The sequence below is a fragment of the Pseudomonas rossensis genome (genome assembly GCF_039888995.1).
Taxonomy (GTDB): domain Bacteria; phylum Pseudomonadota; class Gammaproteobacteria; order Pseudomonadales; family Pseudomonadaceae; genus Aquipseudomonas; species Aquipseudomonas rossensis.
The window spans coordinates 1-4470 of record NZ_JBBWCB010000238.1; the positions used below are offsets into that span (position 1 = coordinate 1).

The 4470-nt window shown below is 53.4% G+C and carries 6 protein-coding genes and 1 pseudogene; 2 read left to right on the forward strand and 5 right to left on the reverse strand.

All coding sequences use genetic code 11. The features are described from left to right. The 5 genes from WLY71_RS29750 to WLY71_RS29770 form a co-directional block, all read right to left on the reverse strand. Positions 1–414 (reverse strand): STN domain-containing protein (locus WLY71_RS29750; RefSeq protein ID WP_347806422.1); only part of this gene is annotated, 414 nt, incomplete at its 3' end. A 97-nt stretch (positions 415–511) separates the two neighbouring features. Continuing rightward, positions 512–1495, reverse strand: coding sequence for a FecR family protein (locus tag WLY71_RS29755; protein WP_347806423.1), 984 nt, complete (start codon positions 1493–1495; stop codon positions 512–514). A gap of 154 nt (positions 1496–1649) precedes the next feature. Further along, positions 1650–2150: a sigma-70 family RNA polymerase sigma factor gene (locus WLY71_RS29760; protein ID WP_149631791.1), complete on the reverse strand. Its 501-nt coding sequence runs from the start codon at positions 2148–2150 to the stop codon at positions 1650–1652. 290 nt (positions 2151–2440) lie between these two features. Then, entirely contained in the window at positions 2441–2695 is a 255-nt protein-coding gene (locus WLY71_RS29765; RefSeq protein ID WP_347806424.1) for a hypothetical protein, read from the reverse strand. A 33-nt stretch (positions 2696–2728) separates the two neighbouring features. Further along, the gene (locus tag WLY71_RS29770) at positions 2729–3115 is read right to left on the reverse strand and encodes a DUF6124 family protein (RefSeq protein ID WP_347806425.1); all 387 of its coding nucleotides are present in this window, start codon (positions 3113–3115) and stop codon (positions 2729–2731) included. 396 nt (positions 3116–3511) lie between these two features. Between WLY71_RS29770 and WLY71_RS29775 the strand changes: the two genes are divergently transcribed. Both WLY71_RS29775 and WLY71_RS29780 read left to right on the forward strand, forming a co-directional pair. Continuing rightward, entirely contained in the window at positions 3512–4108 is a 597-nt protein-coding gene (locus WLY71_RS29775; RefSeq protein WP_347806426.1) for a helix-turn-helix transcriptional regulator, read from the forward strand. Next, positions 4098–4470: pseudogene (locus tag WLY71_RS29780) on the forward strand (queuosine precursor transporter); the annotation flags it as partial. The gene WLY71_RS29775 and the pseudogene WLY71_RS29780, both read left to right, overlap by 11 nt.

Below are 4470 nucleotides of genomic sequence, written 5' to 3' on the forward strand. Positions count from 1 at the left end.
GTTCTGCACCACGGCGGCATCGGCGTCACCGAGCCAGTCGCCGACCACCTTGATGTCGGTCACGCCCAGCTCCAGCGGGCCGCTGGCAGCAGACGTCGGTGCAGGCATCAACGTGACCGAACCTTCGTCGATCTGGTATTGCAGACCGCTGCCTTGCAGCAGCTGGCGCAGTGCGTCTTCTGGCGAAAGGTTGCCGTCCACCGCCGGGGCCTGTTTGCCGGCGACCAGCTCAGGGCTGAAGAACACCTGCAGCGAGGTTTGCTGGCCCAGTTCACTCAGGGCCTGCCCCAGGGGTTGCGCCGGGATGTGAATCGCGTCGGCGGCAAAGGCCTGGGGTAGCGCCGCAGTGACAGCCAGGGCGAGAGCGAGGCGCAACCAAGGGAATTTGTTGTTTTTAGCGGTGGATTTTTTCACGTCGAACGGAGTCCTGTGGATCGCAAGAGTGTGCGCTTGTTAATGCAAACCAGTTGCAGTTGGACAGGAAGACGATCAACTCGAAAAAAACCTGAATTTATTTTGAGATTATTTCCTGACTGCCGTCATCGAGGGTGCGCACGGCCACCGGCAGAATGCTCGGCAAGGCCTTGAGCAGTGCGTCGGTGTTGTCGGATTTGAACACGCTGGTCAGGCGCAGATTGCCCACTTTGTCGTTGCCGACAGTGAGCGGTTTCTCCCGATAGCGCGAGACTTCCTCGGCGACGTCGCTGAGTCTGGCGTTGTTGAACACCAGTTTGCCGCTGCGCCAGGCGGTCAGCTCGGCAGGATTGATCGCGTAGGCAGCGGCCACTTTGCCTTGGGCATCGATGTGCGTGCCGAGACCGGCCGTGAGGCTGATGAAATCGCTGTCCGCCGCTGCGTGCCCCTGAACCTTCACGGTGCCCTGCTCCACCACGACCCGGGTTTTGGCGGTGTCGCGGCGCACATCAAAACGGGTGCCGGTAACCGTGACCTTGCCGCTGCCCGCCTCGACCACGAAAGGCCGACGGGTGTCATGCTCGACGCTGAACATCGCTTCGCCCTGCGTCAGCTCGATGCTGCGACGGTCGTTTTCATAGCGCACCTGAACGCGGCTGCGGCTGTTCAGGTCGATCACCGAACCGTCCGGCAACGCCACATGACGTCGCTCGCCCAGGGCCGTGGAAAACTCGGCGGTGTAGATTGCCGGGTGATTCAAACCGCTGAACAACCCCAAGCCGAGTGCGACGGCCAACACGCTGGCGGCCATCGCATAACGCACCAGCGGGCGACGTTTGCTGCGCGCTGGCGGGGTTTCACACAAGGCTTGCAGGCGCGCCGCCGGCAGCAAATCAGCCGCCGCCCACAAGCCCTGAAGCAACTGGAATTCATCGCGATGCTGAGGGTGTTCGTCCAGCCAGGCTTCGAAATGCCGGTACTCTTCGACATTGATCGCAGGTTCCTGAAAACGCACAAACCACCGCGCCGCCTCGTCGCGAACCGTTGTTTGCCCGCACGCACAATCACGAGTATCCATCATGGAAGTTCCTGTTTGGCTGGGGATGAGAAGGCACCGCCGATTTGCCTTATGTAGGAGCTGCCGCAGGCTGCGATCTTTTGATCTTGATCTCCAGCGATTTCAATGCCGCCAAAAGATCGCAGGCTTCGCCAGCTCCTACAAAAGCCATCGCACATCATGATTGCAATCCGTCAAGGCGGTCGCGCAGATGCCGCAGCGTGCGGATCATATACTTTTCCACCATGTTCTTGGACAGCCCCAGGCGTTCAGCGATTTCGGCCTGAGTCAGGCCTTCGATCTTCTGCCAGACAAACACCTTGCGGCAGTTGACCGGCAACTCGGTGAGTGCCCGTTCGATGGAGTCAGCCAACTGGATCGCCTGCATGAAATGCTCCGGGTCGCCGGACGACGACACACTGTGATCAACCGCCTCCGACTCCATGGCGCCCCGCCGATCCTCACGCCGATAACCATCCACCGCGATGTTGCGCGCGGTCTGGTGCAAATACGCCCGAGGTTGTGCAACCAAAGCCGAATCGGACTCAAGCACCCTCACGAAAGTGTCGTGGGCCAGGTCCTCGGCCTGCTGACGATTTCTCAGGCGACGGGTCCAGGTCCCGACCAACTCTTCGTAATGCTCGAAAAAGCCGTGTCTGCGGGGCAGCTTGGGGGTCATTGCGGTGTGCTGTGAAGACGGGGCGTGAATAGTAATGCTTCCTATTAACCGGAAGCAATGGGATTAAGAACCCGTAGGAGCCGACCCGTTAAGGAACAACACGGACTGTAGCAGCTGGCGAAGCCTGCGTTCGGCTGCGCAGCAGTCGTGAAATCAGGCGACGCGGTTTTCAGGAAGACCTCGCGCTCAGGTTTTACGACTGCTACGCAGCCGAACGCAGGCTTCGCCAGCTGCTACAGATCGTGTTACGGCTTAACTGATCGGCAATATGCCAAACGGCGCCCTTTTTTCTACGCTGAAACCTGCCCCTGCAATCGTCGTCCGACGACATCCATCAAATCACAGCCATCGCGCAGTGAAGTCACCAACACCCGCGCCAGCTCACTGTGGACACCTTCGCCAAACGCAATGTTCTCCAGCAGCTGCGTTGCGGTACGAATGCGGTAGGCCGCGGTTTTATGCAACACGTCCAGTGGTGCTTCAGTGTCGATCAGCAATGATGGGACGTTGCAGTCGATGCCAGTGATAGGCATGTATCGATCCATGATGAAAAACCTCCATTGGGTAAAGGCACACGATTATTCAGCGTTGGCAGTTGGACGACCTTCAGACGATCCCCGGGGCAGTTCCAGGTTGTCCAGCACTCGATTGACCAGCAATTCGCCCAGCGCGGACAGTTGCTGAATACCCACAATGACATGGCGACGAGGGCCTTCCAGTTCGCGGGCAAGATCGGTGGCCATGACACTGAGGGAGGCGAGGGTTTCAGAGGCGTGACAGAGCAGGGATTCCGTGTCGACATCCGGAACGACGGCGAAGAAATAGCTGGCAGACGCGGGACGTGTGTGAGTACGCAGGGGCACGCTGACGAGTTGTTCGGTGACTTTGGCGGGACGGGATGAATCGACGGTGTCGTCGGCTGGAAGGCCTGACGATTCGGTTGCGATTGAGGTGATCTTTTTCATAACAGAGCTCCTTGCAAGGGTAAGAAAGCGTCCGTCTCTTGCCCTCAACCAGGATTGGGTGACGGCTATACAGGGCGGACCGGTAGATTTATTACCAGAAAATTCCATTTAATTAATCAAATAAATGAACATCTGTGTAATTAAATGATTCTCGCCAGATTAATGTTTTTTGGCTCTTCCTAGTTACTGTAAGAAACTTCTATAGCCTGAGTAGGCAGCGTCTTACATTCAATGTCAGAACTCCATCGCGGCAATAGAAAATATTCCACAGTTGTTTAACCCGTGTGAAAAATTATCTTTTTTGTCTAGGGTGCAGGCGTGTAGGATGCTGCACTCAAAGCGAATCACCTCCCTACGTGCGATCTATTGCAACGACAAGCAAATGGTAAATATTTAATGCACAAGAAAGACAGAACGGAAAAATTAAAAAACAACATCAAGTACCTGATAAAGAGCCGTGGAGAGACTCGACTTTCCTTGTGCAATGCTAGCGGATTGACCAGAACGACCATCTATAACATTTTGGAAGGAAGGGTTGTCCATGTACAACAATCTACCATTCGAAAAATATCGGATTTTTTTGGTGTGTCTTATAAAGAGATAGAGACAATAGATTTTGAAGAGAAAGAAACAATAGAGAGTAGTATCTCACCACAAGGGAATATGAATCCCACAGCAGTCCCGGTTATCAAAGAGTGTTTGCTGATTGAAAGTCTGGACAAAAGAATTGGTGAACTAGCCATCACGCATCCGCTGACATATTACTTCGGCACAGCCTGCAATTTGATAGGCGTGCTTCTGGAGAATGAAATCAGTGGAATGAACGAACCAGGAGATATTTTGATAGTTAAGAAGGGTTCGTCAAGTGGCGATGGAGAAAAACTGGCGTACGATAAAACAACAAAAAAACTACGTATTATCAGTGACGGCTTTGACACTGACACTAGCTACATTATTGGAGCAGTCATCGAGGAAAGATTTAATGGCAATTAACAACGAAACCGAAAACAGTAAATACAAATTATTGGGTTTTGAGAAAAATAAAAACCTTGTCGTTATTATGGTGATCTCTACAGGGAAAATTATAAAAGTAAAGCTAGGCGAGATACTGAAAAGCGAAATAATAGATAACCTCAGCAAGGTGGAAATCAAGGACATATACCGAAAATATTATTCTGGCGGTACTGCGTTAACCACCTACGAAATGAATGATCGCAATGAAAGGTCGTGGATGACTTACGTTGCCCTCAACCTGCTTCTTTTCGCACTTTACATCTTCACAAATGTTGCCTCGGCGAAACTGGTATACATAAAACTATTTGACATCGTTGTTACCCCGGGTGTTTTTCTATACC

Coding starts and splice junctions, on each gene's coding strand:
- WLY71_RS29755 (WP_347806423.1), bottom strand. CDS start 1,495: ATGATGGATACTCGTGATTGTGCGTGCGGGCAAACAACGGTTCGCGAC.
- WLY71_RS29765 (WP_347806424.1), bottom strand. CDS start 2,695: ATGGATCGATACATGCCTATCACTGGCATCGACTGCAACGTCCCATCA.
- WLY71_RS29770 (WP_347806425.1), bottom strand. CDS start 3,115: ATGAAAAAGATCACCTCAATCGCAACCGAATCGTCAGGCCTTCCAGCC.
- WLY71_RS29760 (WP_149631791.1), bottom strand. CDS start 2,150: ATGACCCCCAAGCTGCCCCGCAGACACGGCTTTTTCGAGCATTACGAA.
- WLY71_RS29775 (WP_347806426.1), top strand. CDS start 3,512: ATGCACAAGAAAGACAGAACGGAAAAATTAAAAAACAACATCAAGTAC.